We start from the raw sequence: 26,072 nt of genomic DNA on the forward strand, positions 1-26,072 counted from the left end.
GGCGAGCATGGTTCCTCGGAGAATGTTAGCGTTAACAGGACTAGTTAAGATTGCTGGCGGTCGCCGCGTCAAGGGGTGTTTCCTCTAGGTTTCGTGTGATCGGACCGTAATCCAACAGGCTCTTGACGACACCTGTTGTTAGCGTTCACAGTCTGTGCCAAAGCAAGCGAGGAGCAACGCTGTGGCATCGACGCATGGGCGCCGTCCGCCCGTGATGGCCGACGTGGCCAAGGAGGCGGGAGGCTACTTCGTCAGCCTCAAGTCCATCGACAGGCCGGGGATGCGCGACCCTCTCGACTGCCTGGCCGATCAGGGCGTCGACGGCATCATCGTGGTCGCCACACAGCGGACGGCGACCCAGGCGCCGGCCTCCAGGGGCGGCGTGGCCCGGCGGTAGCCGTACAGGATCGGCAGGAGGGCGCGGCTCGCCGACGGCGAGCGTTAGCGCTCACATCAGAAAGGACCCCCCACGTGTTGAAGAGGATCTCGGTGCTGGTGCTCGCCGGGCTGACCGCGATGTCGGTCGCCTCGTGCGGCTCCGGCGGCGGTTCGGGCGACGGCTCGATCACGATGGGTTTCGCCCAGGTGGGAGCGGAAAGCGGCTGGCGCACGGCCAACACCAAGTCCGTCCAGGAGGCGGCGAAGGAGGCCGGGATCACGCTGAAGTTCTCCGACGCGCAGCAGAAGCAGGAGAACCAGATCAAGGCGATCCGCTCCTACATCCAGCAGAAGGTGGACGTCATCGCCTTCTCGCCGGTGGTGGAGTCGGGCTGGGACACCGTCCTCAAGGAGGCCAAGGACGCCAAGATCCCGGTCATTCTCACCGACAGGGCGGTGGACTCCAAGGACACCAGCCTCTACAAGACCTTCCTCGGCTCGGATTTCGTGGAGGAGGGCCGCAAGGCGGGCACGTGGCTGGTGGAGGAGTACAAGTCCGCCACCGACCCGGTGAACATCGTCGAGCTGCAGGGCACCACTGGCTCGGCGCCGGCCAACGACCGCAAGGCGGGCTTCGCCGAGGTCATCGCGGCCGACCCCAAGTTCAAGGTGGTCGCCTCGCAGACGGGCGACTTCACCAGGGCCAAGGGCAAGGAGGTCATGGAGGCCTTCCTGAAGTCCAACCCGGACATCGACGTGCTGTACGCGCACAACGACGACATGGGCCTGGGCGCAATCGAGGCGATCGAGGGCGCGGGCAAGGTCCCGGGCAAGGACATCAAGATCATCACGATCGACGCCGTCAAGGACGGGATGCAGGCGCTCGCCGACGGGAAGATCAACTACATCGTCGAATGTTCCCCGCTGCTCGGCCCGCAGCTGATGGATCTGGCCAAGAAGGTACTCAAGGGGGAGACCATCGAGGCCCGCGTGGTGACCGAGGAGACGACGTTCACCCAGGAACAGGCCAAGACCGCGTTGCCCGGCCGTAAGTACTGACGCCTTCCGCCGCCGTGCGGGCGACGACATGAAGGTACGGCATGCCGTGAGACCCCCGCCCCGCGTCGGGGCGGGGCCGTCCCATGGCGCCGGGCCGGAGTCGAGGAAAGAGGAGAGGATGGCCGAATCCACGCCGATCCTGCGTATGAGCGGGATCGGCAAGCAGTTTCCCGGCGTGAAGGCGCTGGACGGCGTCGACTTCCGGCTGCTGCCGGGCGAGGTGCACGCCCTGATGGGCGAGAACGGTGCGGGCAAGTCCACGCTGATCAAGGTGCTGACCGGCGTGCACCCCGTCGACGCGGGAACCATCGAGCTGGCCGGAAGGAACGTCGCCTTCGCCGGCCCGCTGGAAGCGCAGCAGGCCGGCATCAGCACGGTCTACCAGGAGGTCAACCTCTGCACGAACCTCTCGGTGGCGGAGAACATCTTCATCGGCCGCGAGCCGCGCCGCATGGGGCGCATCGACTGGAAGCGGATGCGGGCCAGGGCCGGTGAGCTGCTGTCCAGGCTGGAGCTCGAACTCGACGTGTCCGCGCCGCTGTCGGACTTCTCGCTGGCCGTCCAGCAGATGGTGGCCATCGCCCGCGCGATCGACATCGACGCCCGCGTGCTGATCCTCGACGAGCCGACCTCCAGCCTGGACGCCGGTGAGGTCGAGCAGTTGTTCAGGGTGATGCGCGGGCTCAGGGGCGAGGGAATCGCGATCCTCTTCGTCTCCCACTTTCTTGACCAGATCTACGAGATTTCGGACCGTATGACGATTCTTCGCAACGGCAAGCGCGTCGGCGAGTATCTCACCAGTGAGCTCGGCCAGGTCGAGCTCGTCGGCAAGATGATCGGCCAGGAGCTCGCGGACCTCGAGAAGCTCCATGGCCAGGTCAAGGTCTTCGACCGGCCGCTCGTGGAGGCCCGCGAGCTCGGCCGCGACGGAGCCGTCGAGCCGTTCACGCTGACCATCCACGAAGGCGAGGTCGTCGGGCTCGCCGGGCTGCTGGGCTCCGGCCGTACCGAGGTCGCGCGCCTGCTCTTCGGCGCCGATCACGCGGGGAGCGGCGAGGTGGCGGTCGGCGGCACGCCGGTCGCGCTGCGCACGCCGCGAGCCGCGATGGGTCACGGGATCGCCTTCTGCTCGGAGAACCGCAAACGGGACGGGCTGATCGCCGACCTCACGGTCAGGGAGAACATCATCCTGGCCTTGCAGGCCACCCGCGGCTGGACCAGGCCGGTCCCGCGCGACCAGCAGGACGACCTCGTGGCCAGGTACATCAAGGCACTGAAGATCAGCCCGGCCGACCCCGAGCACCTGGTGCGCAACCTCAGCGGCGGCAACCAGCAGAAGGTCGTGCTGGCCAGGTGGCTGATCCTGGAGCCCAGGCTGCTCATCCTCGACGAGCCCACCCGCGGCATCGACGTCGGCGCCAAGGCCGAGATCCAGCGCCTGGTCGCCGAGCTGTCCGACGGCGGCATGGCCGTGCTGTTCATCTCCGCCGAACTGGAGGAGGTGCTCCGGCTCAGCCACAAGGTCGGCGTCCTGCGCGATCGGCGGCTGGTCGCCCAGTTGCCCAACGACGACACCCTGACCACGGAGGTCCTCATGGAGACCATCGCGATCGGAGGGGACGCCGCGGCCGCCGACGCGAGGCATGGCCGACCCGGCCATGCGGACGGAGGGGCACGGTGAGACGCCTGCTCTGGCCCCTCGTCGTGCTGGCCGTGCTGCTGATCGTCAACGTGTTCTTCACGCCGAGCTTCCTGTCGATCCAGCTGCGCGACGGTCACCTCTACGGGAGCCTGATCGACATCCTGCGGTTCGGCGCCCCGCTGATCCTGGTCTCGCTCGGGATGACGCTGGTCATCGCGACCGGAGGCATCGACCTGTCTGTCGGCTCGGTGGTGGCGATCTCCGGGGCGCTGGCCTGCCTGCAGATCAGCCAGGACGCGAGCGTGTTCGGCGCGGTCGTGCTCGCGCTGGCATTGTCGGCCGGTCTCGGCGCGTGGAACGGGTTCCTGGTCGCGGGCGTCGGCATCCAGCCGATCATCGCGACGCTGATCCTCATGGTGGCCGGGCGCGGCCTGGCCCAGCTGATCACCGACGGTCAGATCATCACGATCAACGATCCTTCCTACAAGCTCATCGGCGGCGGCTACTGGCTGACCGTGCCCTTCGGGATCCTGCTCGTGCTGGCGGTGCTGGCGGTCACCGCCTTCCTCACCAGACGGCTGGCCCTCGGCATGCTCATCGAGTCCGTCGGCGGCAACGCCGAGGCCAGCAGGCTCGCCGGCGTCAGGGCGCGCGGGATCATCGTCGTGGTCTACGCCTTCGCGGGGCTCTGCGCGGGCATCGCCGGGCTGATGATCAGCTCGAACGTCTCCAGCGCCGACGGCAACAACGCCGGGCTGTGGATCGAGCTGGACGCCATCCTCGCCGTGGTGATCGGCGGGACGTCGTTGTCGGGCGGACGCTTCTCCCTCGGCGGGACGGTGCTCGGCGCCCTGGTCATCCAGACGCTGACCACGACCATCTACTCGGTCGGCGTGCCGCCGGAGACCACGCTGCTGTTCAAGGCGCTCGTGGTGACCGTGGTCTGCCTGATTCAGTCCCCGGCCTTCCGCGCGAAGGCTTTCACCCGCCGCGGGCGTACGGCCGTGCCGGCCCCCGCGGCCGAGGAGAAGGCGAGGGTGATCGCATGACCACGCTGGTGAGCGCGGCCAGGTCCGTTCCCGCCAAGTACGTCCCCGTGCTCGTCACCGGCTGCCTGTTCGTGGCGATGTTCGTCGCGGGCGGCATCCGCTACGAGGGTTTCGCCAGCGGGCAGGTCCTGCTGAACGTCTTCGTCGACAACGCCTTCCTGCTGGTGGTGGCGGTCGGCATGACGTTCGTGATCCTCACCGGCGGCATCGACCTGTCGGTCGGCTCGGTCGTGGCGCTGTCCACGATGATCTCGGCGAGCCTGATGGCAGGGCCGGGCTGGCCGCCGTACCTGGTGATCCCGCTGGTGCTGCTCATCGGCGCCGCGCTCGGGGCGCTGATGGGCTCCATCATCCACGCCTTCGACATCCAGCCGTTCATCGTCACGCTCGCCGGGATGTTCCTGGCCCGCGGCCTGTGCTACACGATCGGGACCGACTCGATCCCGATCGACGACCCGACCTTCACCGCGTTCGCGCAGACCAGGGTCGACCTGGGCGCCGACCTGTGGATCTCACCGAGCGTGATCATCGCGGTGGTGGTCGTGCTCGCGGCCGCCTACGTCCTGCACTACACCCGGTTGGGCCGCTCCACCTACGCCACCGGCGGCAGCGAACAGTCGGCGCTGCTCATGGGCCTGCCCGTGGGCAGGACGAAGATCGCGGTCTACACGATCAGCGGCTTCTGCTCGGCGCTCGGCGGGGTGCTGTTGTCGTTCTACATGCTGTCGGGTTACGGCCTGCACGCCGTCGGCATGGAGCTGGACGCCATCGCGGCCGTCGTCATCGGCGGCACACTGCTGACCGGTGGGTCCGGCTTCCTGTTCGGCACCGTGCTCGGCGTGCTGGTGCTCGGCCTGATCCAGACGGTCATCAGCTTCGAGGGCACGCTCAGCTCCTGGTGGACCAAGATCTTCATTGGCCTTCTCCTCTTCGTCTTCATCCTGCTCCAGCGCCTGGTCTCGGCCCGAAGCCCTACATGAGGGGGCTGGGCCGCGCGCGGCGGCCTCTAGGATCCGATCATGAAGATCGTGATGTGTGCGGCCTTGGTCGCCGGGGTGTTGACGGCTGCTCCCGCCGAGGCCGCGACCGGCTGCTACGCCGGGACGTGGACGCTGACGGCCATGAAGGTCGTGGACAGGGAGACGCTGCCCGAGGGCGGGGTCGAGACGACCGTGCACAAGGGTAAGCCGCTGATCAAGATGGTGCTCTCCGCGACCAGCGTGACGTACACCTTCACCGGGTCGAAGAAGACCTCCTTCACCCGGACCGGTGGCGGGCAGGATCTGCGGGGCTGGCATCAGTACTCGGGAGTGCTCACGATGGGTGCCAAGGTGGTCGGCGACACCAAGGGCAGGGTAGCCATGATCGCCAAGGGGGCCTCGGGCAACGCCGGCAAGGCGGGGAACTTCATCCCCACCACGCAGCCGGTGGGCGATCCCGTGCCTCTCCTGTCGGGGCTGGAGGACGGGCTCTACGATGCGCCGCTGGTCAAGAACGCGGCCTTCACCTGCTCGGGTGACAGCATGCGGTTCGTCGACAAGCGCACCTATCGCAAGATCACCACGGCTGCCGACCTCCGCTTCACCCGCGTTTCCCAGCGGTAGACGGCCGACCTCGCCGGGCCTCGCCCGTGCCGCCACACACTCCCAGCCGGCGGGGCCGGCGGGCGCACATACGGACGTCAGGCGGAGAACGGGTCAGCGGTCTCCGCCCGACGCCGATGCGCGGCCCTGCTGTGCGGCGTCGTAGGCGCCCACGGCGCGTTTGCTCGCCAGCATGCGCCAGGCCTGTTCCAGCAGCGCGCCGATCTCCGCCCAGTCCGGCTCGACGTCGTGGAGTTCGACGCCGACCCACCCGTGGACGTAGGCAGGGCGGAAGTACCGGTCAGGGTCGGCGGCGATCAGTGTCTCCAGTTCGCCACGCGGCGCCTTCACGCACAGGGCGAGCCTTCCATCGCCGTGGTGGTCGATGAACAGCCATGCGAGCCGCTTGCGCTCCAGCATGAAGGAGATGTGCCCGAAGGAGTCCTCGGTGGTCACCCCAGGCAGGCGGGCGACCAGTTCGACGAGTCGCCCGCGCACCCGTTCGACGTCTGTGTCCGTCCAACCGCCGGCCACGGTCGCCAGCCTAAGGGGCACGGCCGCCGAGTTGGCCGGGATTCCGGCAATCGGTCAACGGGCTTCGGGTCAGGGTCGGCCGGTGGGGCTGAGAGGGCCTTCCAGGTCGCGTTCGACGATGTCGCCGAGCACGTCGTCGACGGCCTTCAGGGCGTCGGCGTCCAGCTTCACCCCTGCGGCCTTGGCCGAGTCGGCGATCTGCTCGGGCCTGGAGGCGCCGATGATGGCGGAGGAGACGTTCGGGTTGGCCAGGGTCCAGGCCACCGACAGCTGGGCGAGGGTGAGGCCGTGGTCGGCGGCGATCGGCTTGAGGTTCTGGACGCGGGTCAGCACGTCGTCGGTGAGCAGTCGCGTGACGAACTGGCCGCCCACCGGGTCGGTGGCCCTGGTTCCCGCGGGGACGGCCGCGCCGGGCAGGTACTTGCCGGTCAGCACGCCCATGGCCATCGGCTGGAAGACGACCTGGCCGACGCCTTCCTTCTCGCACAGGGGGATGATCTCCGGCTCGATCACCCTGCGGAGCATGTTGTACTGCGGCTGGTTCGACACGATCCGGTCGAGGCCCAGGTCCCGGGCGATCCGCAGCGCCTCGGCGATCTCCTGGGCCGTCCACTCGGACACGCCGACGTAGAGCACCTTGCCCTGCCGTACCAGATCGTCGAAGGCGCGCAGCGTCTCCTCGAGAGGGGTGCTGTAGTCGTAGCGGTGCGCCTGGTACAGGTCGATGTAGTCGGTGCCGAGGCGGCGTAGCGAGCCCTCGACGGACCGCATGACGTGCTTGCGGTTGAGGCCGCGGTTGTTCATGCCGTCGCCGGTGGGCCAGTAGACCTTGGTGAAGATCTCGACCTCGTCGCGGCGCTCGGACTTCAGCGCGCGGCCGAGCACCTCCTCCGCGCTGCCCTCGGCGTAGGCGTCGGCGGTGTCGAAGGTGGTGATGCCCATGTCCAGCGCGGCGCGGACGCAGGCCTTGGCTCTGTCCTCGTCGACCTGCGACCCGTGGGTGATCCAGTTGCCGTAGGCGATCTCGCTGACCATGAGGCCGCTGCGTCCAAGATGACGGAATTCCATGCTTCAACTCGATTCACGAATGACCAGATGAGGGGTGAGGACCAGCGCCGCCCTGGACGGCCGCTCGCCCGAGATGAGGGAGGTCAGCAGCCTGACCATCTCCTTGCCCATGTCCTCGATGGGCTGGTGCACCGAGCTGAGCCCGGTGAACTGCGCGTGGCTGGAGTCGTCGAATCCGACCACCGCCACGTCCTGCGGCACGCGGCGGCCCGCCTCGGCCAGGACGCGCAGCGCGCCGACCGCCATCAGGTCCGAGGCCGCGAACACCGCGTCCACGTCGTGCCGCAGCAGCTCCTTCATCGCGCGGGCGCCGCTCAGCTCGGTGAAGTCGCCATGGGTGATGAACTCGGGCAGCCCGGCCAGCATCAGCGCCTCCCGGTAGCCGCCCAGGCGGTGCACCCCGGCGATCATGTCGATCGGCCCGGAGATCGTCGCGATCCGGCGCCGGCCGCGCTCGACGAGGTGGTTGACCGCCATGTGCGCGCCGCTGTGGTTGTCGACGTCGACCACCTGCGGCACCGTCTGCGGACCTATCGACCGGCCGCCCTGCACGGTGGGCACGCCGGTGTCGACCAGGAATCCGGGTAGCGGGTCGTCGCGATGCTGGGACAGCAGCAGCACGCCGTCGACGTGCCCGCCCGACAGGTAGCCCTCCAGGTTCGCCCGCTCCTCCGGCGTGCCGGCCATGGTGAGCAGCAACTGCCTGCCGGTGGCGGTCAGCTCGGAGGTGATCCCGCGGATGATCCCGGCGAAGAACGGGTCGGAGAACAGCCGCGCCTCCGGCTCGGCGATCACCAGGGCGATGCTGTCGGTACGGCTGGCGGCCAGCGATCGGGCGGCGTGGTTGGGCACGTAGTTGAGCTCCGCGATGGCCCGCTCGACCAGCTCCTTGGTCTCGGGGCTGACGTTCTCCGCCCCGTTGATCACCCGGGAGACCGTGCCCCTGCCCACACCTGCGTGGGCCGCGACCTCGTCGAGCGTGACCCGCTTGCGCGGCGTGCTCATCGCCGGGCTCCCGCCCAGACCCGCGCCCGCCCCCGGGACCCCGCTCCGCGGGGCGCCGTCCCCGGCGGAAGGACAGGCACTACAGGCCGCCCTTGCGGATGCGGGCCGCGTACCAGAGCGCCGAGTCCTTGGGGGTGCGCTTCTGCGTGCCGAAGTCGACGTGCACGATCCCGAACCGCTGACCGTACCCGTGCGCCCACTCGAAGTTGTCCAGCAGTGACCAGGCGAAGTACCCCTTGAGCGGCACGCCCCTGTTCACCGCCTCGGCGCAGGCGGAGATGTGCCGCTCAAGGTAGTCGATCCGGCCCGCGTCGTGGACCGCCCCGTCCTCGCTCACCTCGTCGGCGAACGCGGCGCCGTTCTCGGTGATGTAGAGGTCGATGGCCGGATAGTCCTTGTGGACGCGCTGCAGCAGCTCCAGGAGCCCGTTCTCGTCGATCTCCCAGCCCATCGTGGTGCGCGGGCGGCCGCCGTCGACCCAGCGGGCCGACTCGGCGCCGATCCACGGCGTGCTGTCCGAGGGGACGGGGTCGCCGGCGGCGACCAGGGCGGGGGAGTAGTAGTTGACGCCCAGCATGTCGATCTTCGTGGAGATGATCTCCAGGTCTCCGTCGCGGACGTGGCCGAAGTCGCTGAGGTGGGCCAGGTCCCCGACCACGTCGGCAGGGTAGGAACCGAGCAGCACGGGGTCGATGAACAGCCGGTTCTGGATGCCGTCGATGCGCCGCGCCGCGTCCACGTCCGCGGCGGCGGTGGTGGCGGGCGTCACATGGGTCATATTCAACGTAATGCCGATATTTCCGCTCAAATGGGGTACGGCCAGGCCGTGCCCCAGCAGCAAATGGTGCACCGCCTTGACCGCCTCTGACGGCTCCCTGCGCCCCGGCGCGTGCTCCCCGTTGGCGTAACCCAGCAGACCGGAACACCACGGCTCGTTCAGCGTCGTCCAATTGGCCACCCGGTCACCGAGGGCCGCGTGCACGACCTCGGCGTACTCCGCGAACAGGTACGCGGTGTCCCTGTTGGGCCACCCGCCCGCGTCCTCCAGGTACTGCGGCAGATCCCAGTGATAGAGCGTCGGCCACGGCAGGATGTCGCGTTCCAGCAACGCGTCGACCAGGCGCCGGTAGAAGTCCAGCCCCTTCTGGTTCACCACCCCGCGCTCCGGCGCGATCCGCGGCCACGCCACCGAGAACCGGTAGGCCTGCAGCCCCAGCCCCGACATCAGCTGCACGTCGTCGAGGTAGCGGTGGTAGTGATCGCAGGCCACGTCACCGTTCTCGGCGTTCCGCACCTTGCCGGGAGTGCGGCTGAAGGTGTCCCAGATGGACGGCCCCCTGCCGTCATCCGCGAACGCGCCCTCGATCTGATAGCTGGACGTCGCGGCGCCCCAAAGAAAACTCATGCCTTGACGGCCCCTTCCATGATGCCGCCGATGATCTGGCGGCCGAACACGATGAACACGGCGAGCAGCGGCAGTGTCGCCACCAGCGTCCCCGCGAACATGAGCGTGTAGTCGGTGTAGTACTCCGTGGCGAGCTGGCTGAGCGAGAACTGGACCGTCGGGTTGTCCGCCTCGAGGACGGCCCGCGGCCAGATGAACTCGTTCCAGGTCCCCATGAACGTGAACAGCGCCAGGACGGCGGCGCCGGGCCGGAGCGCGGGCAGCACCACGCTCCAGTAGATGCGGAAGCTGGAGCTGCCGTCGACGATGGCCGCCTCGATGAGCTCGTCGGGGACCGCCCTGAGCGCGTACTGCCGCATCAGGAACACCCCGAACGCGGACACCAGGAACGGCACGACCACAGCCTGCAAAGTGTTCTGCCAGCCCAGCTTCACCATCACCATGTAGAGCGGGATGATCCCCATCTGGACCGGGATCATCATCGTGCCGAGGATGAGGACGAGCAGCGCGTTGCGCCCGCGGAACCTCAGCTTGGCGAAGGCGAACCCCGCCAGCGAGCAGAAGAACACGGTCGAGACCGTCACGGCGACGGAGGCGATGGCCGAGTTGACCATGCCCAGCGCGAAGTTGGCCTGCTCGGCCTCGAACAGCCGGGCGACGTTGGCGCCCAGCTCGCCGCCCGGCGTCATCGGCGGCGGATACTGCCCGACCACGTCGTTGGTCCTGGTCGCGATGACGAACATCCAGTAGAGCGGGAAGACGGAGATCACGATGGCGATGAGCAGCGTCAGGTAGACCAGCCGGTTCTGCTTGATCACTTGTCGACTCCGCTCATCCTGCGCGACACCAGGAAGTTCACCAGGGCGACCAGCACGATCAGAATGAAGATCATCCATGCGACGGCGGAGCCGTACCCGTAGTCGAACTCCTCGAAGGCCTGCTGGAACATGTACATCGCGACCGTCTGGAACTGCCGCAGGCTGCCGCCCGAAAGCTCGCCCTGGCCGAACAGCAGCGGCTCGGTGAACAGCTGCATGCCGCCGATCGTCGACATGATCACCGTGAAGATCACCGCTGGCTTGATCATCGGGATCGTGATCCGCCAGAACTGCCTGGCCTTCGACGCCCCGTCGAGCTCGGCGGCCTCATAGACGTCCCGCGGGATCGTCTGCATGGCCGCCAGGTAGATCAGCGCGTTGTAGCCCGTCCACCGCCAGTCGACCATCACCGCGATCGCCGTCCACGACGACCACTTGTCGGCCTGCCAGTCGATCGGCTCCACGCCGACCAGCCCGATCATCCAGTTGGCCAGCCCCGCGTCCCGCGAGAACAGCTGCGAGAACACGATGGCCACCGCGGCGATCGAAGTGATCATCGGTGCCAGCACGCCCATCCGCAGGAACGTCAGCCCGCGCAGCGGCCGGTTCAGCAGGCTCGCCAGCAGCAGCGCGATGAGCAGTTGGGGCACGCTGGCCACCACGAACATGCCCAGAGTGTTGGCCACCGCGTTCCAGAAGTCCGGGTCGGCGAAGAGCGCGGCGAAGTTGTCCAGCCCGACGAACGTGCTGTCGCCTGCCAGCTGCCAGTCGTGCAACGACACCCAGGCGGTGTAACCCAAGGGGAACAGCCCGAAGATCGCGAACAGCACGAAGAACGGCGCGATGTAAATATAGGGCGAGACGCTCTTGTCCATCCGCGACCGCAGGCTGGACGCGGCCACCCTCTTCGCGTGCCCGCCCTTGGGCCGCATGCCTAGCTCGATACTCACGATCCCTCACTCGCTGCTGTACGGCAGGGTCGGCACGTTCGTCGGCCCCGCCGTACGACAACTGACGATGCGGCTACTTGGCGGTGCGCTTGGCGGATTCGATCGCCTGGGTCCAGGCGGCCCCGGCGTCGAGCTTGCCCTGCTCCAGGGCCAGCAGCGCCTCACCGACGCGGTCGCCGACGGCCTGGTTGTCCGGGCCGAGGTAGACCGGCTTCAGCGTCTTGGCCGACTCGCCGAAGATCTTGCCGACCGGGGCGTTGTTGAAGTACGCGTTGGTGAAGGACTGCACCGCGGGGTCGTCGATGGCCTGCGGCGAGGAGGGGAAGTTGCTTTCGGCCTTGAAGGCCGCCAGCTGCCCCTCCGGGCTGGTCAGGAACGTGGCCAGCTCGGCGGCCTCCTTCGGGTGCTTGCTCTGCTTGGGCACCGCGAGGAACGAACCGCCGCGCACCGCTCCCGAGCCCGGCACGCGGGCCACGTCCCACTGACCGGTCAGACCGGCCCCCGCCTGCTCCTTGATCAGGCCGAGCATCCAAGCGGGGCAGGCGATGGTCGCGAACGAGCCCGTCTTGAAGCCGGCGTTCCACTGCGGGCCCCACATCTGGAGCTTGGCCGACAGGTCGGCGCCGACCATGGCCGTGGTGGTGTCCCATGCGGCCTTCACGCCCGGATTGGTGTCGATGACGAGCTTGCCGGCGGTGTCGAAGTAGGTGTGGTCACCCTGCTGCATGAGGATGTTCTGGAAGATGTTGCCCGCCGAGTCGAAGAACCTGGCGTCCTTGCCGGCCGCCGCCACGAACTTCTTGCCGGTCTCGGTGTAGGCCTCCCAGGTGGGCCAGAGCTTGCCGACCTCCTCGCGGTCGGTGGGCAGCCCCGCCTTCTCGAACAGGTCGCGCCGGTAGCACATGCCCTGGGCGCCGACGTCCGTGCCGAGGCCGACCAGCGTCTTGCCATCCGGGGTGAGCGCCTGCTTCCACTTCCACTCCAGGAACTTGTCCTGAAGGGAGCCCGCGCCGTGGTCGAGGAGGTTGACGAAGTTGTCGGGCTTGGCCATGAACTGGACCAGGATGCCCTCCTCCAGCGCCACCACGTCTCCCGCACCGCTGCCCGTGGCGATCCATTGCTGCAGCTTCGGCAGGTAGTCGCCGAGCTGCGCGATGTTCTCCTCCTTGATCGTGATGTTCGGGTGCGCGGCCTCGTACTTCTTGTACAGCTCGGTGTAGCCGAACTTGCTGAAGGTCTTGACGACCAGCTCGATCTTCTCGCCGGCTTTGGGGGCCTCGCCCGCGGGGGAGCCACCGCCGCAGGCGGCCGTGGCCACGAGGCCTGCGAGGGCGACCGCTGCGAAGAGGCCACGGCGAACCTGAGTCGTCATGTGGGGGAACCTCTCTAGAAGAAAGCACCTGACCTGTGTTGACGCCGCCGGCCGGTGTTTAGCTCCATTGGGAGCGCTCCCATGAAGGTAGAGCATGATCCAGCCCGAGCAAAAGAGGCAGGCCCCACAGAAAATTTACAGAGCCGACACACCTTGACCATGACCCTGCCCGTCAGTAATGATCGGCGCCGACGCCGCCGGACCGCACCGAGAGAGGTCCGGTATGACTTTTCGATGGCGGATGGCGTGCGCGCTGACCGCGGTGGCGGTGACCCTCCCCGCCCTTCCCTCGCAGGCGGAAGCGGAGGCGACCTATGAACGCGTGCTCAACGGCACGTTCGACGGCGGCTCCAAGGAGCCGTGGTGGAGCAGCGAGACCACCCCTTCCCGGGTCGAGGGCGGCAGGCTCTGCGCGGACGTCCCCGCGGGCACCGCCAACCCGTGGGACTCGATGATCGGCCAGAACGACATCCCGCTGGAGAACGGCCAGCCGTACAAGCTGTCGTTCACGGCGGTGGCCACGAAAGACGTCACGATCACGGCCATCGCCCAGATGAGCGGCCCGCCGTACACGACGCCGATCGCGGGCTCGGCGCAGGTCACCACCGCCCCGCGGACCTTCGAGATCACCGGCACATCCACCATCGCCGAGCCCAAGTCGCAGATCGCCTTCCAGATGGGCGGCGCCACCGAGGCCTACACGCTCTGCCTGGACGACATCTCCTTCACCGGTGGGGTGATCCCGCCGGGCGGCGTGCGCGACCTGGGCTCACCCGTCCGCGTCAACCAGCTCGGCTACCTGCCCGGCGGGCCCAAGCGGGCCACCATCGTCACCGCCGCCACGCGCCCGCTCGCCTGGCGCCTGCTCGACGCCGCGGGCAGGGCCGTCGCCACCGGCGTAACGCGGGTCCACGGCGACGACGCGATGTCCGGCGACCACGTCCACCTCGCCGACTTCACGGGATACCGCGCGAACGGCACCTACCGGCTGGCGGTCGGCGAGGAGGTCAGTGAGCCGTTCGAGATCAGCAAGGAGCTGTACGGCAAGCTGCGCGTGGACGCGCTCGCGTACTTCTACCACAACCGCTCCGGCACCCCCATCGAGGCGAGGTACGTCGGCGCCGACCACGCCCGCCCGGCCGGGCACCTCGGCGTCGCGCCCAACCAGGGCGACCTCGACGTCCCCTGCGCCCCGGGCGCCTGCGACTACCGGATGGACGTTCGCGGCGGCTGGTACGACGCGGGCGACCACGGCAAGTACGTGGTCAACGGCGCCCTGGCCGCCTGGCAGCTGATCGACGCCTACGAGCAGTCCGGCGACGTACGGCTGCGCATCCCCGAGTCGGGCGGCAGGCTGCCCGATGTCCTCGACGAGGCCAGGTGGGAGCTGGACTTCCTCCTGCGCATGCAGCGGCCGGACGGCCTGGTGCACCACAAGATCCATGACGCCGCGTGGACCGGCCTGCCGCTGCGCCCCGACGCCGACCCGCAGGCCCGCCTGCTCTTCCCCGTCAGCACGGCCGCGACCCTGAATCTCGCCGCCGTGGGGGCCCGCTGCGCGCGGGTCTATCGGTCCTTCGACCGGGATTTCGCCAAGACGTGCCTGGGCGCCGCCGAGAAGGCGTGGGCCGCCGCGCACCGCGACCCGGCCCTGTTCGCGCCGGCGGAGAGCGTCGGCGGCGGGCCGTACGACGACACCAAGGTGAGCGACGAGTTCTCCTGGGCGGCCGCCGAGCTGTTCGCCGCCACGGGCAGGCGCTCCTACCTCAAGGAGGTCACCACCGGCCTGACCGCGGAGAACTTCTCGTGGAAGGACACCGGAGGGCTGGGCGACCTCGCGCTGGCCAGGGTGCGGGACCGGCTCGGCCCGCTCGATCGCCTCAAGCTCGTCCGCCGCGTCACCGGCGTGGCCGACCGGCATCTGAGCGACCTGCGCGAGCAGGGGTACGCCAACCCGTTCCTGCCCGCCGACGGCAAGTACGTCTGGGGCTCCAGCAGCGCCACGGCCAACACCGCGCTGGTCCTGGCCTACGCCTACGACCTCACCCGGATCCCGAAATATCGTGACGCGGCGGTGGAGTCGCTCGACTACCTGCTCGGGCGCAACGCCCTCAACCAGTCCTACGTGACCGGGTACGGCGAGCGCGCCAGCAGGAACCAGCACCACCGCTTCTGGGCACACCAGCTCGACCCGGCCCTGCCGTACCCCGCGCCCGGCTCGCTCGCGGGCGGCCCGAACTCGGGCCTGCAGGACCCCGTCGCCCAGCGCAACCTGCAGGGATGCGTCCCCGCCAAGTGCTACATCGACGACATCGGCTCCTACGCGACCAACGAGGTCGCCGTCAACTGGAACTCCGCCCTGGCCTGGCTCACCGCCTTCGCCGACGACACCACCCACTGAAACCGACGACACCACCCACTGAAAGGTGATTCAGTGCGATTTATCGCAGGGAAAGCCGCAGCAGCCTTAGCCGCCGTCGTGGCGGCCGTCCTGATCGCCCCGCAACCCGCCTCGGCCGCGACCCAGCTGATCGCGAACGGGACCTTCACCAGCAACACCAACGGCTGGAAGCAGATCGACAAGGCGACCATGACGGCCGAGTCCGGTCGCATGCGGGTGAGCGTCGGGACGGGCGCGACCAAGCCGTGGGAGGCCATGGTCGCGACCATCAGCGCCATCACGCTGACCCCCGGCAGGAGCTACACGCTCTCCTTCGACGCCTACTCCACCACGGCCTTCAAGGCCGTCACCACCGTGCAGTACCTCGCCACCCCCAGCACGAACCAGTCGCTGGCCCAGGACGTCAACCTCACCACCTCCAGCAGGCGCTACAGCTTCCCCTTCGTGGCCACGGCCGGGACCGACACGAAGGCCGAGGTCACCTTCCAGGTCGGCGGCTCCGGCGGCACCCCCACGGTCCGCTTCGACAACGTGTCGCTGATGGAGACGCAGTCGGCCAGGCCGACCGCGCTGTATGTGTCCAACCAGTCGAACCCGGCCAAGTGGGCGGCCGCCAACTCCGGCGATTCCAGGGCGCAGCCCATCTCCACCAGTATCGCAGGCAAGCCGATCTTCGAGTGGTTCGGCGGCTGGTTCACCGACATCACGCTGGCCGTGGACTCCTACGTCGGCGCGGCCCAGGCACAGGACAAGCTGCCGATGCTGGTCGCCTACAACATCCCCAACCGTGACGCGTGCGCCGGCCACTCGGGCGGCGGCGCGGGCAACAAGGACGCCTACCACGCGTGGATCACCGACTTCGCCAAGGCGATCGGCAACCGGCACGCGATCGTCGTGCTGGAGCCCGACGCGGTCCCCGCAGCCGAGTGCGTGAAGCCGGAGAACGGCGGCCCCGCCGGCCAGTACGCCATGCTGGTGGACGCCACCCAGGTGCTCAAGGCGCAGGCGCCCAACGCCTGGGTCTACCTCGACGCGGGCAACGCCACCTGGCACTCCGCCGACGAGACGGCCAGGCGGCTGGGTCTGGCGGGCATCGCCAACACCCGCGGCTTCTCGCTGAACGTCTCCAACTACAACACCACCGCGGTCACCGAGAGCTATGGCGGCCAGGTCAAGGACAAGCTGTCCGCCACGTACGGTGCCAAGCCGTACGTGATCGACACCAGCCGCAACGGCAACGGCCCCTACGTGGACCCCACTCCCGAGGACAACTGGTGCAACCCGCCCCAGCGCAAGCTCGGCACCCCGCCCGTCAAGCAGACGACCGGCGCCGAGTACCTCTTCTGGGTCAAGGTGCCCGGTGACTCCGACGGCCCGTGCGGCATCGGCGGCACGATCCCGGCCGGAACCTTCAGCCCCGACCTCGCCATGGCGCTGATCAACGGCAGCCCCTGAGCAACAGGGGCGTCCCCCCGGCAGGGGACGCCCCACTCGGGCATCTACCAAGGGGACGGCGCGGGCGGCACGACGACCGGCGGACGGTCGTCGCAGGTGATGGTGTTCGGCAGCTCCCACGCGGCCAGCCACGGCCCCGTCGTCCCGCCGCCGTCGTTGCCGCCGAGGTCCGTCAGCGAGAACTCCGACCCGGTGGGCGGGAAGTTGAACGACCCGCAGTTGTTGACGCCTACCGCGCCGACGTTGCGAGCGTCCACGTTCTCGAAGGACGCCGACCCCTTCACCCGCGCGCTGACCACCGAGGTGCCTGTGCCGTCGACCCTGATGTCCTTGAAGCGGACGTTCGCTATCGAGTACAGGTCCTTCACCGACCATTCGCTGACCAGCATGATCGCGTTGTAGGTGCTGTCGAGGTAGTGGTCACCGCTCACCTGGATCTCGGCGTCGATGCTCCTGTCGAGCGCGTAGAACCAGATGGCGCCCAGCCCGATCTTCCAGTTCAGCTCGAACGTGCCCGCCCTGACCGTGGTGTTGTCCCTGATCGACAGGCGCCCGGTGAACGGCTCGGCGCCGAAGCGCGACCCGACCTGGATGGCGCTGCCCTCGCGGACCGGGTCGGCGACGAGGTTGTTCGAGACCGTGGCGCCGGCGCCGCCGTAGATCGCGATGCCGTTCGCGAGCACCGGCGACTGCACGGTGTTGTGGTCGAAAATGTTGCCGGAGTTCGCGTTCTTCTCGGACCACATGGCCAGGCCGTCGTCGCCGGTGTTGCGGACGACGTTGTTCGACACCACCGAGTTCGTGACGCCGGCGTGGAAGTTGAGGGCGTCGGCGATCTGGTCGACGATGACGTTGTTCGTGATCCGCAGGTTCGTCATCGGCCCGTCGAACCACATGCCCACCTTGGTGTGACGCAGGTGGAGGCCGTCGACGGTCGAGTCGCTCATCGCGCCGCCGATGCCGTTCACCTGGTCGGTGTCGACGCGGTCGCGGACGTCGCCCTCGATCGCGAAGCCCGACAGGTGGACGTTCCTGCTGCCACCGGCCGAGGCGGCCTTGCCGTAGAAGCCGACCCCGGTGTGCACCGAGCCGTCGGGCGCCGGGGTCTCGAGGGCGATCTCCCGGCCCCTGACGATCGTGTACCAGCTGCCCGCGCCCTCGATCGTCACGTCGTCGACGACGATGTGACGGTTCACCTGGTAGGTGCCGGACGGGAGGTAGACCTTGAGGTGCTTGCGCTTGGCGAAGGCGATCGCCCGGTCGAACGCGTCGGCGGAGTCGCGACGGCCGAGCGGGTCGGCGCCGAACGCCAGCACGTTCGCCGCGGCGAGCCTGACGTGCGGCGCGCCGACGAGCTCCGAGTCGAGCAGGTCGATGACCGTCCAGGCGGCAGGGCTCGCGGCCGGGACGGTGAGCCGCACCCTGTCACCCGCGCGGTACGGCCTGCCGAGCAGCAGCCGCTGCTCGTCGTAGAAGTGGAACGGCCGGAACGGCTTCGTGATCGTCGGAGCGGGCGTCGTGGCGTCCGGCACGCAGGAGCACTCGGTGATCCACCAGTCGGGATGCAGCAGATCGGCGTTCGGGTCGTTCGTGAACGGATACTGGTTGTACAGCCAGGAGTACCGCGACGTGAGCGTCATGGCCTTCTTGGCGCCGCCGTTCACCGTGACATGGAGCGGCGCGGTGATGCCGCCTCCGCCGGGCGCGTCGGGGATGCTGTAGCGCACGGTGATCGCGTTGGCCGCGCTCGGCAGGCTGAACTCGACGTACTGCCCCGGGGTCAGCTTGACCGCCTTGCGGCCTGACGCCTCCGCGGGGAGCGTGTACGCGTTCCGGTCAGGGCCGATGACGGTGCCGTTCGTGGTGGCGCTCTCCGCCTCCTGCTCGACGAAGCCGACGGCTGCGCCCCGGCCCCAGACGAGCGACGGGTCGAGGGCGGCACGGGTGACGACGGGTGTCGCGCCGCTCTGGGCCAGGGCTGCCGTCCCGCCGCCGAGCACCGTGCTGACGGCGACGGCTGCCGCGGCCAGGGCTGCTGTGATGCTCCGTGACATCGAGGGCTCGTTTCTCTCGGGGGGTGAGGTGACAGTAGATCCGTCACTCGAGAATTCACAAGGCCCTGCCAGATATTCTCATAGCTTTGCTGTTTTCTTGCGAGCAGTCAGTCGCCGAGGTGAAGGACGGCGGCACCGGTCACGCGGTCGGCGGCCAGGTCCGACAGGGCTCGGTCGGCCTCGTCGAGCCCGTAGGGGACGGTGGTGACGCGCAATGGGTGCCGGTGGGCGAAGGCCAGCAGGGCGCGGCCGTCCGCGCGGGTGTTGGCGGTGACGCTGCGCAGCGTGCGCTCCTGGAACAGGTGGTCCTGGTAGACCAGCGGCGGGATGTCGCTGAGGTGGATCCCCGCCACGGACAGGGTGCCGCCGCGGTCGAGCGCCGCCAGCGCCACCGGCACCAGATCCCCGACCGGGGCGAACAGGATGGCGGCGTCCAGCGGCTCGGGCGGAGCGTCGTAGGCGGGGCTCGCCGAGGCCGCGCCGAGTTCCAGCGCGAGCCGCCGGGCGGAGCCGGCCCGCGTCATCACGTGCACCGTGGCTCCCTGGGCGAGGGCGACCTGGGTGGTGAGGTGGGCGGAAGCGCCGAAGCCGTACACGCCCAGCCGCCCGCCGGGCGGCAGGTCGGCGCGGACCAGCGCCCGGTAGCCGATGATGCCCGCGCACAGGAGCGGGGCCAGCTCGTCGGCGGGCCGCTCCTCGGGCAGCCGGTAGACGAAGTCCTGCGGAGCGACCAGGTACTCGGCGTAACCGCCGTCGGCGTCCCAGCCGGTGTACTGCGAGTAAGGGCACAGGTTCTCGGCGCCGCGGAGGCAATACCGGCACCTTCCACAGGCGGCGCGCAGCCATGCGACGCCCACGCGCGCGCCGTCCGGGAGCAGGTCGGCGCCGGGGCCGCGGGCCACGACCCGCCCGACCACCTCGTGCCCGGGGACCGTACCCGGCCGCCGGGGGGTCAGGTCTCCCTCGGCCAGGTGCAGGTCGGTACGGCAGACGGCGCACACCTCGACCTTGACGAGCACCTCGCCCGCGGCGGGCTCGGGCACGGGCAGGCGCACCTTCTCCAGCGGTCCTGTCGCCATGGGGCCGGGGCGTCGCACCACCCAGGCCGTCATCGTGCCTCCCATCACCCCATCGTCACACGGGGCGATCGAGAATGCCGGTCCAGCACGCGCCGGCCGAAGATTGACGGGCATGCCAAGAATCGACCGGATGTGTACGTGGGCAAGACGCAGGGAACCGGCTCGTTCCGTAACGTGACACGCGTCGATCCACAGGCGAACGGCCTGATGCGCGAGCACCATGAACCGTCCGCACGTGTTCGCTGCCCCGTCGATCCCGGTTTGCGGGCCAGGACCCGCAAGCGTCCACCGCCCCCCGCGAACACATGGCAAGGAGCATGCCGTGTGGCCCGGCGCGACGTCCAGCCCGGCCGGCGTGGAAAGCGACGGACGAACGAGGTGAGGACGTTGGCCACACTGATCGCCGTGAACGTCGGGCTGCCCAAGGACGTCCCCTGGCGCGGCAAGCACGTGCGTACCGGCGTGTGGAAGCACACCGTGACCGGGCCCAGGATGGTGCGGCGGCTCAACATCGACGGCGACGGCCAGGGTGACCTGGACGGTCACGGCGGCGAGCAGCGGGCGGTGCTGGTGTACCAGAGCGAGTCCTACCGCTTCTGGGAGAAGGAACTGGGGCGCGACGACCTGAGGCCCGGCCACTTCGGGGAGAACTTCACCGTCGACGGCCTCGCCGATGACGAGGTCTGCATCGGCGACCGCTACCGCATCGGCGGTGCGCTCTTCGAGGTGACGCAGCCACGCGTGACGTGCTACCGGGTGGGGCTCCGTCTGGGAGAACCGCAGATGGCGGCGTTGCTGGTGTCCCGTCGGCGGCCCGGCTTCTACTTCCGGGTCATCGAGGAGGGCGAGGTCGAGGCCGGGCAGGAGATCGTCAAGGTCTCCTCGGGGCCTGAGGGGATGACGGTCGCCGAGATCGACGCGGTCCTCTATCTGCAGAGACGCACGCGCGAGCAGGTCGAGCGGGCACTGCGCATCCCGGCGCTGAGCCCGGGATGGCAGGGATCCATGCGCACCCTTCTGGACGCGGCCGATGGCGGGACGGCCGAGTCGGGCAACGCGGGCCTCACCGTGGCCGCGACGGCCCCGCCGCCCGCATGGCCGGGCTTTCGCCCCCTGACGATCACGCGCGTCCAACCGGAGAGCCGTAGCGTCTTCTCCCTGTTCCTGGCCGCCGCCGACGGTGCGCCGCTGCCGCCGGCACTGCCGGGGCAGTTCCTCACGGTGAAGGTTCAGGCGGACGGCGGCGTACCGCCGTTGATCCGCAGCTACTCGCTGTCCGGCGAGCCCGGCGCGGGCACGTACCGGATCAGCGTGAAGCAGGAACTCCACGGCGCGGCCAGCGGTTACCTGCGCGCCCGTGCCCGCGTCGGCGGCACCCTCGACGCCGCCGCCCCCCGGGGCACGTTCTACCTGACGGACGACAGCAACCCGGTGGTGCTGCTGTCCGCGGGAGTCGGCGTGACGCCCGTGCTGGCCATGCTGCACGCCCTCGCGCGTGCGGGTTCTCCCCGGCAGGTGTGGTGGCTGCACGGAGCGCGCAACGGAACCGAACATCCCTTCGCGGCGGAGAGCCGTCACTTGCTCGACGGTCTGCCTCACGCGCACACCCGCGTCTACTACAGCCGGCCGACGTCCGCGGATCGCGCGGGCACCGACTACACCGATGTCGGCAGGCTGTCGCCAGAGCGTATCTCCGGGCTAGGCCTGCCTGCCGACGCCGACGTCTACCTCTGCGGCCCCGTGGGTTTCATGGCGGGCGTCACCGACGCGCTGGTGGCCGCCGGCCTGCGGCGCTCGCGGGTCCACACCGAGGTCTTCGGGGCGGGAGCCTCGCTCACTCCGGGCGTCACGTCCGCCACTTCGGCGCGGGCCCCGCACCAGCCCGCCGGGGCCGCAGGTAAGGGCCCGCCGGTCTCCTTCGCCCGCAGCTGCCTGACCGTCCCGTGGAACGACGACCAGGGCTCCCTGCTCGACCTGGCCGAGGCGTGCGACGTCCCCGTGCGGTGGTCGTGCCGTACGGGCGTCTGCCACACCTGCGAGCTCGCCCTGATGTCGGGCGCGGTGAGCTACTCGCCCGACCCCGTCGAGCCGCCGGCCGAGGGCGACATCCTGATCTGCTGCTCCAGGCCGAGCGAGGCCGTCGTCCTCGATCTGTGAACCACTCGACGGTGCTCCTCCGTCGGCGCCGCCGGGCCGTGCGGCGATGGGAGCCGATCACGGGACGCTCCGTGCTGCTCCGCACCCTCGGCAACCGGATCTGACCGGCGTGTCCCGAGCTGTCTCGACGCTAGGTCAGACTGAGTTCCATTTGCTATCAAGCCCTAAAAGAGGCGTTGACTGCTTAGAACCTGAGGGTCAGCTCGGCTAGCATGGCGGCATGACCGACGACCGCGCGCTCCCGCTCCGTGAACGCAAGAAGCTCCGCACCCGCAGGGCGCTGGCCGACGCCGCGTTGCGGCTGTTCGGGGAGAAGGGCTTCGACGGGGTGACGCTGGAGGAACTGGTTGAGGAGGTCGAGGTCTCCAAGAGCACGTTCTTCCGCGCCTACCCGTGCAAGGAGGCGGTGGCGATCGAGGCCGAGGCCGAGATCTGGTCGGCCTACGTGGCCGCGATGCAGGAGCGGGAGCTGTCCGGCGTCGTCCTGGGCGAGTTGCGTGACACCCTCACCGCGACGGCCGCCGCGCTGGAGCCCGGGTGGGACGAGCGCTACGTCGCGACCCGCCGGCTCGTCATGACCGCCCCCGCCCTGCTGGCCTACGTCGAGCACTACCGCGGAGGGGTCAGGCGGCAGGTGATCGACTGCCTGGCGGACAAACTCGGCCTGAACGCCGACGATCTCCGGCTTCACGTGCTGGCCGAGCTGACCACCACCGCCTGGAGCGTCTCGGGCCGCGACTGGGTCCGCCGTGGCGGGGAGGGCGGCCGCCAGGCCCTCGTCGACCGCTTGGAAGGGGCCTTCGGCGCCATCCCCGCCAGCCTCGACCTGTCCGCCTGACGGTCCCCGGCCACCGGTCTCGACCTCTCCGCCTGGCGGTCCCGCGTCACCGGTCTCGACCTCTCCGCCTGGCGGTCCCCTGTCACCGGTCTCGACCTCTCCGCCTGGCGGTCCCCTGTCACCGGCCTTGACCTCTCCGCCTGACGCCTCCCTCCAGGGGCCGCGGTCTCGGCCTCTCCGCCCGGTTGCGCGGGTCAGCCGACTTCGGCGTGCCGCTCCAGGAAGTCGAGCACCGTGCGGGCCAGCGCCACCCGGTGATCCGACCCGGTGGGCGGTGGCCCACCTCGGCAGGGAGACCGTCCGCCACTCCAGCGGCACCCTGTTCGACCGCCTGCCCGCTGGAAACGCCGCCCCCGCGCTCCAGGCGACAGGCCTGTGCCACGCCTTCTACGGCTCCGACGGCTTCCCGACCGCCCTGCTGGAACTCTCCAGGGCGCTGCTGTCAGAAGCCGTGCGGGCGGACTGCCGGACGATCCCGGCGGCGCCCTGACGGAAGCTACCCGCCGGGCCGATCATCGTGCCAGTATTTAGTTTAAGGTCCTAATTATGGGGATGGGGGCGCATGAGCCGGCCGCGACGGGAGACTGTCCGTGACGTCCGGCGGAACAACAGGTCCGTCATCCTCAGCACCCTCTTCTTCGCCCGCGAGGCCAGCAGGTTCGAGCTCGCCAGGCTGACCGGCCTCAGCCCCGCCACCGTGGGCAACGTCGTCGCCGACCTGATGGGCGAGGGCGTGGTGGTGGAGGCGGGTCTGAAGGACTCCGACGGAGGGCGCCCCCAGATCCTCCTGGCGATCAACGTCGCCCACGGTCACCTCGCGGGCGTCGATGTCGGCGAGAGCCGCGTCCGTGTCGAGCTGTTCGACCTCGGGCTGCGCGGGCTCGCCAAGACCGAGGTGCCGCTGCGGCCCGGCGGCGAGGATCCCGAGGAGGTCGCGCGGCACATCGTCCACGCTCTCGACGGTCTGCTCGAGCTGACGGGGCTGGAGCCGGGCGGGCTCATGGGCGTCGGCGTCGGCGTGCCCGGCACGGTGAGCAGGCAGCCCGCCTCCCTCGTGCACGCCCCGACGATCGGCTGGAAGGCGGTGCCGCTGGGCGCCATGCTCGCGGGCCCCCGCACGCCGCCCTTCGTCATCGACAACGGCGCGAAGATGCTGGGCCTGGCCGAGTCGTGGTTCGGCGCGGGCAGGGGCGCCGAAGACCTGATCATGGCGCTGGTCGGCACCGGCATCGGGGCGAGCATCATCTCCGACGGCGTCACCTACCGGGGCAGCATGGGCGGCGCGGGGGAGTGGGGTCACACCAAGGTCGTGCGCAACGGGCTCGCTTGCCGATGCGGCGGCCGTGGCTGCCTGGAGGCGTACGCGGGGCCCCAGGCCATCCTGCGGGCGGCGGGCAGGTCGGTGGAGGGCGCCGACGAGCGCAGCGCCTTCGCCGCGCTGCTGTTCGATCCTGCCGCGCGGCCCGTGCTGGAGGAGGCCGTGCGCCATCTGGGCAGGGGCATCGGCAACCTGATCAACCTGTTCAACCCCGAGCGCGTGCTGCTGGGCGGCTGGGCGGGGCTGCTGCTCGGCATGGAGTTCCTCCCTCAGCTCAGGGAGGCGGCGGGGGAGATCGCACTGCCGTACCACTTCGCCCACGCCTCGATCGAGCGGGGCAGGCTCGGCGCCGAGGCGGTCTCGCTCGGTGCCGCCGCCCTTGTCCTCGACGACTTCCTCAGCGGCGGCACCCGTTCGTAGACGAACGGCGTCACGCGTCTTGACTGAGCCTTGTGAGAAGTTTTAAATCAACACATAAATTAAGGCTGGACTTAAGGCTGTCCGGCGAGTTCGCCCTGCTCAGAGAGAGGCACACCCCCCATGACACCGGTCATCTCCGGCCGCCGCACCATCCCCTTACTCGTGGGCGTCGCCCTGCTCGCCCTCGCCGTCACCCCGGCGGCCTCCGCCGCCACCGGCCGCATCACCGGCTACGGCGGCAAGTGCGTCGACGTCGCGGGAGCCGCGACCGCGAACGGCACCCAGATCCAGCTCTACACCTGCAACGACACCGCCGCCCAGTCCTGGACGACGGAAACGGACGGGACCGTCCGCGCGCTGGGCAAGTGCATGGACGTCGCGGCCGCCTCCAGCGCCAACGGCACCAAGGTCCAGCTGTGGGACTGCAACGGGACCGCCGCCCAGCAGTGGACGGCCCAGGCGGACGGCACGCTCCGCGCGCTCGGCAAGTGCTTGGACGCCACCGGCGTCAGCTCGGCCGACGGGACCCCGCTCCAGATCTGGGACTGCTCGGGCGGCGCCAACCAGCGGTGGACCCTGCCGGGCGGCGACCCGCCCACCCCTCCGGCCGGCAAGATGCCCGGCGCGCCGTACCTCTACATGGGCTGGGGCAACCCGCCGAGCCCCGCCACGGTCATGAACGCCACCGGGGTGAAGTCGTTCACCATGGCGTTCATCCTGTCCGGCGGCGGCTGCACGCCGCGATGGGACGGCTCGCGCCCGCTCACCGGGGGAGCCGACGCCGCCGCCATCTCGCAGATCAAGGCCGCGGGCGGCAGCGTGCAGGTGTCCTTCGGCGGCTGGTCGGGCAACAAGCTCGGCCCCAACTGCGCCACCCCGGAGGCGTACGCGGGCGCCGTGCAGCAGGTCATCAACGCCGTCGGGCCCGCCGTCGTCGACTTCGACATCGAGAACAACGACGAGTACCACAACTACACCGTCCAGGACCGCATCCTCAACGGCCTGAAGATCGTCAAGCAGAACAACCCGAACGTCAAGATCGCCGTCACCTTCGGCGCCGGCACGGGAGGGCCCGACGGCAGCGGGATCAGGCTGATCAACCGCTCGCGTGAGCTGACCGTGCCGATCGACAACTACACGATCATGCCCTTCAACTTCGGCGGCGGCGCCAACATGTATCAGAGCACTGTCAACGCCGCCGAGGGCCTCAAGAACGCCCTGAAGAACGCCTTCGGCTGGAGCGACGCCCAGGCGTACGCCCGCATGGGCATCTCCGGCATGAACGGCCTGTCCGACCAGCAGGAGGTCACCTCCACCGGCACCTGGACGCAGATCCGCGACTGGGCCAAGGCCAGGGGGCTGACCAGGTTCGCTTTCTGGTCGGTCAACCGCGACCGCCCATGCTCGGGCGGCGTCGCCGACAGCTGCGGCGGCATCCCCCAGGGCAACTGGGACTTCACCCGCATCACGGCCGGATTCTAGGGAGC

22 protein-coding genes are annotated in these 26,072 nt (G+C 69.4%); 13 read left to right on the plus strand and 9 right to left on the minus strand.

All coding sequences use genetic code 11. From position 1 onward, the window contains the following. The first annotated feature begins 181 nt into the window (after nucleotides 1-181). The 6 genes from AB0B45_RS14080 to AB0B45_RS14105 all read left to right on the plus strand — a co-directional run bounded on the left by AB0B45_RS14080 (nucleotide 182) and on the right by AB0B45_RS14105 (nucleotide 5,732). A complete protein-coding gene (locus AB0B45_RS14080; RefSeq protein ID WP_358129826.1) occupies nucleotides 182-397 on the plus strand; it encodes a hypothetical protein in 216 nt (71 codons plus the stop codon). 74 nt (nucleotides 398-471) lie between these two features. Next, complete coding sequence (locus tag AB0B45_RS14085; protein WP_358129828.1) at nucleotides 472-1,437, plus strand: ABC transporter substrate-binding protein; 966 nt, start codon at nucleotides 472-474, stop codon at nucleotides 1,435-1,437. Nucleotides 1,438-1,555: 118 nt separating this feature from the next. Next, nucleotides 1,556-3,118: a sugar ABC transporter ATP-binding protein gene (locus AB0B45_RS14090; protein WP_358129831.1), complete on the plus strand. Its 1,563-nt coding sequence runs from the start codon at nucleotides 1,556-1,558 to the stop codon at nucleotides 3,116-3,118. Continuing rightward, nucleotides 3,115-4,128, plus strand: coding sequence for an ABC transporter permease (locus tag AB0B45_RS14095; protein WP_358129833.1), 1,014 nt, complete (start codon nucleotides 3,115-3,117; stop codon nucleotides 4,126-4,128). The genes AB0B45_RS14090 and AB0B45_RS14095 overlap by 4 nt, the downstream gene beginning before the upstream one ends. After that, complete coding sequence (gene yjfF, locus AB0B45_RS14100) at nucleotides 4,125-5,108, plus strand: galactofuranose ABC transporter, permease protein YjfF (protein ID WP_358129836.1); 984 nt, start codon at nucleotides 4,125-4,127, stop codon at nucleotides 5,106-5,108. Before AB0B45_RS14095 ends, yjfF begins: the two co-directional genes overlap by 4 nt. Nucleotides 5,109-5,147: 39 nt before the next feature. Continuing rightward, complete coding sequence (locus AB0B45_RS14105; RefSeq protein WP_358129838.1) at nucleotides 5,148-5,732, plus strand: hypothetical protein; 585 nt, start codon at nucleotides 5,148-5,150, stop codon at nucleotides 5,730-5,732. 93 nt (nucleotides 5,733-5,825) lie between these two features. Here the strand turns inward: AB0B45_RS14105 and AB0B45_RS14110 are convergent, their stop codons facing one another. The 7 genes from AB0B45_RS14110 to AB0B45_RS14140 all read right to left on the minus strand — a co-directional run bounded on the left by AB0B45_RS14110 (nucleotide 5,826) and on the right by AB0B45_RS14140 (nucleotide 12,863). Then, complete coding sequence (locus tag AB0B45_RS14110) at nucleotides 5,826-6,245, minus strand: MmcQ/YjbR family DNA-binding protein (protein ID WP_358129841.1); 420 nt, start codon at nucleotides 6,243-6,245, stop codon at nucleotides 5,826-5,828. A 69-nt stretch (nucleotides 6,246-6,314) separates the two neighbouring features. Further along, nucleotides 6,315-7,313, minus strand: coding sequence for an aldo/keto reductase family protein (locus tag AB0B45_RS14115; RefSeq protein WP_358129843.1), 999 nt, complete (start codon nucleotides 7,311-7,313; stop codon nucleotides 6,315-6,317). Between the two features lie 3 nt (nucleotides 7,314-7,316). Continuing rightward, nucleotides 7,317-8,318, minus strand: a complete 1,002-nt coding sequence (locus AB0B45_RS14120; protein ID WP_358129846.1) for a LacI family DNA-binding transcriptional regulator — start codon at nucleotides 8,316-8,318, stop codon at nucleotides 7,317-7,319. Between the two features lie 79 nt (nucleotides 8,319-8,397). Beyond that, nucleotides 8,398-9,723, minus strand: a complete 1,326-nt coding sequence (locus AB0B45_RS14125; RefSeq protein WP_358129849.1) for a GH1 family beta-glucosidase — start codon at nucleotides 9,721-9,723, stop codon at nucleotides 8,398-8,400. Continuing rightward, nucleotides 9,720-10,541 (minus strand): carbohydrate ABC transporter permease, encoded by an 822-nt coding sequence (locus AB0B45_RS14130; protein WP_358129852.1) that lies wholly within the window; start codon nucleotides 10,539-10,541, stop codon nucleotides 9,720-9,722. The genes AB0B45_RS14125 and AB0B45_RS14130 overlap by 4 nt, the downstream gene beginning before the upstream one ends. Further along, nucleotides 10,538-11,491 (minus strand): sugar ABC transporter permease, encoded by a 954-nt coding sequence (locus tag AB0B45_RS14135; RefSeq protein ID WP_358129855.1) that lies wholly within the window; start codon nucleotides 11,489-11,491, stop codon nucleotides 10,538-10,540. Before AB0B45_RS14135 ends, AB0B45_RS14130 begins: the two co-directional genes overlap by 4 nt. A gap of 73 nt (nucleotides 11,492-11,564) precedes the next feature. Continuing rightward, nucleotides 11,565-12,863, minus strand: coding sequence for an extracellular solute-binding protein (locus AB0B45_RS14140; RefSeq protein ID WP_358129858.1), 1,299 nt, complete (start codon nucleotides 12,861-12,863; stop codon nucleotides 11,565-11,567). 223 nt (nucleotides 12,864-13,086) lie between these two features. On the opposite strand from AB0B45_RS14140, the gene AB0B45_RS14145 reads away from it, so the two are divergent. Together AB0B45_RS14145 and AB0B45_RS14150 are read left to right on the plus strand one after the other, a co-directional pair. Further along, nucleotides 13,087-15,264 carry a glycoside hydrolase family 9 protein gene (locus AB0B45_RS14145; RefSeq protein WP_358129861.1) on the plus strand — a complete coding sequence of 726 codons (2,178 nt, stop codon included), beginning with the start codon at nucleotides 13,087-13,089 and terminating at the stop codon, nucleotides 15,262-15,264. Nucleotides 15,265-15,297: 33 nt separating this feature from the next. After that, nucleotides 15,298-16,719, plus strand: a complete 1,422-nt coding sequence (locus AB0B45_RS14150) for a glycoside hydrolase family 6 protein (protein ID WP_358129863.1) — start codon at nucleotides 15,298-15,300, stop codon at nucleotides 16,717-16,719. 44 nt (nucleotides 16,720-16,763) lie between these two features. On the opposite strand, the gene AB0B45_RS14155 is transcribed toward AB0B45_RS14150, so the two are convergent. Together AB0B45_RS14155 and AB0B45_RS14160 are read right to left on the minus strand one after the other, a co-directional pair. After that, entirely contained in the window at nucleotides 16,764-18,773 is a 2,010-nt protein-coding gene (locus AB0B45_RS14155) for a glycosyl hydrolase family 28-related protein (RefSeq protein WP_358129866.1), read from the minus strand. Nucleotides 18,774-18,880: 107 nt separating this feature from the next. After that, a complete protein-coding gene (locus tag AB0B45_RS14160; RefSeq protein ID WP_358129868.1) occupies nucleotides 18,881-19,885 on the minus strand; it encodes a zinc-binding alcohol dehydrogenase family protein in 1,005 nt (334 codons plus the stop codon). Nucleotides 19,886-20,239: 354 nt separating this feature from the next. On the opposite strand from AB0B45_RS14160, the gene AB0B45_RS14165 reads away from it, so the two are divergent. From AB0B45_RS14165 to AB0B45_RS14185, 5 genes are all read left to right on the plus strand, one after another. Next, nucleotides 20,240-22,009 carry an MOSC and FAD-binding oxidoreductase domain-containing protein gene (locus AB0B45_RS14165; RefSeq protein ID WP_358129871.1) on the plus strand — a complete coding sequence of 590 codons (1,770 nt, stop codon included), beginning with the start codon at nucleotides 20,240-20,242 and terminating at the stop codon, nucleotides 22,007-22,009. Between the two features lie 220 nt (nucleotides 22,010-22,229). Beyond that, on the plus strand, nucleotides 22,230-22,847 hold the full coding sequence (locus AB0B45_RS14170) for a TetR family transcriptional regulator (RefSeq protein ID WP_358129873.1): 618 nt from the start codon (nucleotides 22,230-22,232) through the stop codon (nucleotides 22,845-22,847). Between the two features lie 274 nt (nucleotides 22,848-23,121). Next, nucleotides 23,122-23,337, plus strand: a complete 216-nt coding sequence (locus AB0B45_RS14175) for a DUF6817 domain-containing protein (protein ID WP_358129876.1) — start codon at nucleotides 23,122-23,124, stop codon at nucleotides 23,335-23,337. Nucleotides 23,338-23,409: 72 nt separating this feature from the next. Next, complete coding sequence (locus tag AB0B45_RS14180) at nucleotides 23,410-24,585, plus strand: ROK family protein (RefSeq protein WP_358129879.1); 1,176 nt, start codon at nucleotides 23,410-23,412, stop codon at nucleotides 24,583-24,585. Nucleotides 24,586-24,705: 120 nt separating this feature from the next. Next, nucleotides 24,706-26,067 (plus strand): ricin-type beta-trefoil lectin domain protein, encoded by a 1,362-nt coding sequence (locus AB0B45_RS14185; RefSeq protein WP_358129882.1) that lies wholly within the window; start codon nucleotides 24,706-24,708, stop codon nucleotides 26,065-26,067. The last annotated feature ends 5 nt before the right edge of the window (nucleotides 26,068-26,072 follow it).

The organism is Nonomuraea sp. NPDC049152, from assembly GCF_040648355.1.
GTDB lineage: Bacteria > Actinomycetota > Actinomycetes > Streptosporangiales > Streptosporangiaceae > Nonomuraea.

Coding starts and splice junctions, on each gene's coding strand:
- AB0B45_RS14090 (WP_358129831.1), top strand. CDS start 1,556: ATGGCCGAATCCACGCCGATCCTGCGTATGAGCGGGATCGGCAAGCAG.
- yjfF (WP_358129836.1), top strand. CDS start 4,125: ATGACCACGCTGGTGAGCGCGGCCAGGTCCGTTCCCGCCAAGTACGTC.
- AB0B45_RS14105 (WP_358129838.1), top strand. CDS start 5,148: ATGAAGATCGTGATGTGTGCGGCCTTGGTCGCCGGGGTGTTGACGGCT.
- AB0B45_RS14115 (WP_358129843.1), bottom strand. CDS start 7,313: ATGGAATTCCGTCATCTTGGACGCAGCGGCCTCATGGTCAGCGAGATC.
- AB0B45_RS14120 (WP_358129846.1), bottom strand. CDS start 8,318: ATGAGCACGCCGCGCAAGCGGGTCACGCTCGACGAGGTCGCGGCCCAC.
- AB0B45_RS14125 (WP_358129849.1), bottom strand. CDS start 9,723: ATGAGTTTTCTTTGGGGCGCCGCGACGTCCAGCTATCAGATCGAGGGC.
- AB0B45_RS14140 (WP_358129858.1), bottom strand. CDS start 12,863: ATGACGACTCAGGTTCGCCGTGGCCTCTTCGCAGCGGTCGCCCTCGCA.
- AB0B45_RS14145 (WP_358129861.1), top strand. CDS start 13,087: ATGACTTTTCGATGGCGGATGGCGTGCGCGCTGACCGCGGTGGCGGTG.
- AB0B45_RS14155 (WP_358129866.1), bottom strand. CDS start 18,773: ATGTCACGGAGCATCACAGCAGCCCTGGCCGCGGCAGCCGTCGCCGTC.
- AB0B45_RS14160 (WP_358129868.1), bottom strand. CDS start 19,885: ATGACGGCCTGGGTGGTGCGACGCCCCGGCCCCATGGCGACAGGACCG.
- AB0B45_RS14170 (WP_358129873.1), top strand. CDS start 22,230: ATGACCGACGACCGCGCGCTCCCGCTCCGTGAACGCAAGAAGCTCCGC.
- AB0B45_RS14180 (WP_358129879.1), top strand. CDS start 23,410: ATGAGCCGGCCGCGACGGGAGACTGTCCGTGACGTCCGGCGGAACAAC.
- AB0B45_RS14185 (WP_358129882.1), top strand. CDS start 24,706: ATGACACCGGTCATCTCCGGCCGCCGCACCATCCCCTTACTCGTGGGC.